The sequence below is a fragment of the Brasilonema octagenarum UFV-OR1 genome (genome assembly GCF_963888615.1).
GTDB lineage: Bacteria > Cyanobacteriota > Cyanobacteriia > Cyanobacteriales > Nostocaceae > Brasilonema > Brasilonema sennae.
In genome coordinates this window covers 1-529 of record NZ_CAWPKW010000143.1, presented here as the reverse complement: position 1 = coordinate 529, position 529 = coordinate 1, and the positions used below count along the sequence as shown (strand labels likewise).

Genomic DNA, 529 nt, shown 5'->3' with positions numbered 1-529 from the left:
CTCCAATGCTTTTTATTTCTTGCTTCTCTCTAGATTTTATTCCTAAATACTTCTCATTCCACTCGAAAGTATGTCGAGCGATTAATTTACCCAACTCGTAACTTTCCTCAATCGCAGTTTTCAGTCCCTCTAAATTTGCTGGTATCCCTAGAGACAAATCATACTGCTTTTTTTTCTTACCTACGCTGCGTTGGCTTTGCCCGCCGGAGGCATCGCCTGGTTTTAACGGTAGGGTAGCTCGTAACTGAAGAGAATTACCAGTTTGTTTAATGCTAACTCTAATTCTATCCCTTTTTAAATTAGTATTGGCTTCGACTAACTTCTGCTCAAAAACTTCCTGATAGTGTAATTCCGTCGCTTTAATTTTCGCCATTGTTCCTCTATAACTGCCGTCTGTGGTGTTGTGCGGCTCAAAATCTGCAAAAATATCGGCGAACAAGTCGGTTGAGTCTTCATTTGCATACTCATGTGTAGATGTTGGATATGTCCCCGACATGAAGTTTTGGCGATGCCTGGGTTGGGCTACGCC

Annotated in this window: 1 pseudogene; it reads right to left on the bottom strand. The window is 42.0% G+C overall.

Annotated features, from left to right (window positions below):
• Positions 1 to 496: pseudogene (locus AC5590_RS09700) on the bottom strand (site-specific integrase); the annotation flags it as partial.
• Between the last annotated feature and the right edge of the window lie 33 nt (positions 497 to 529).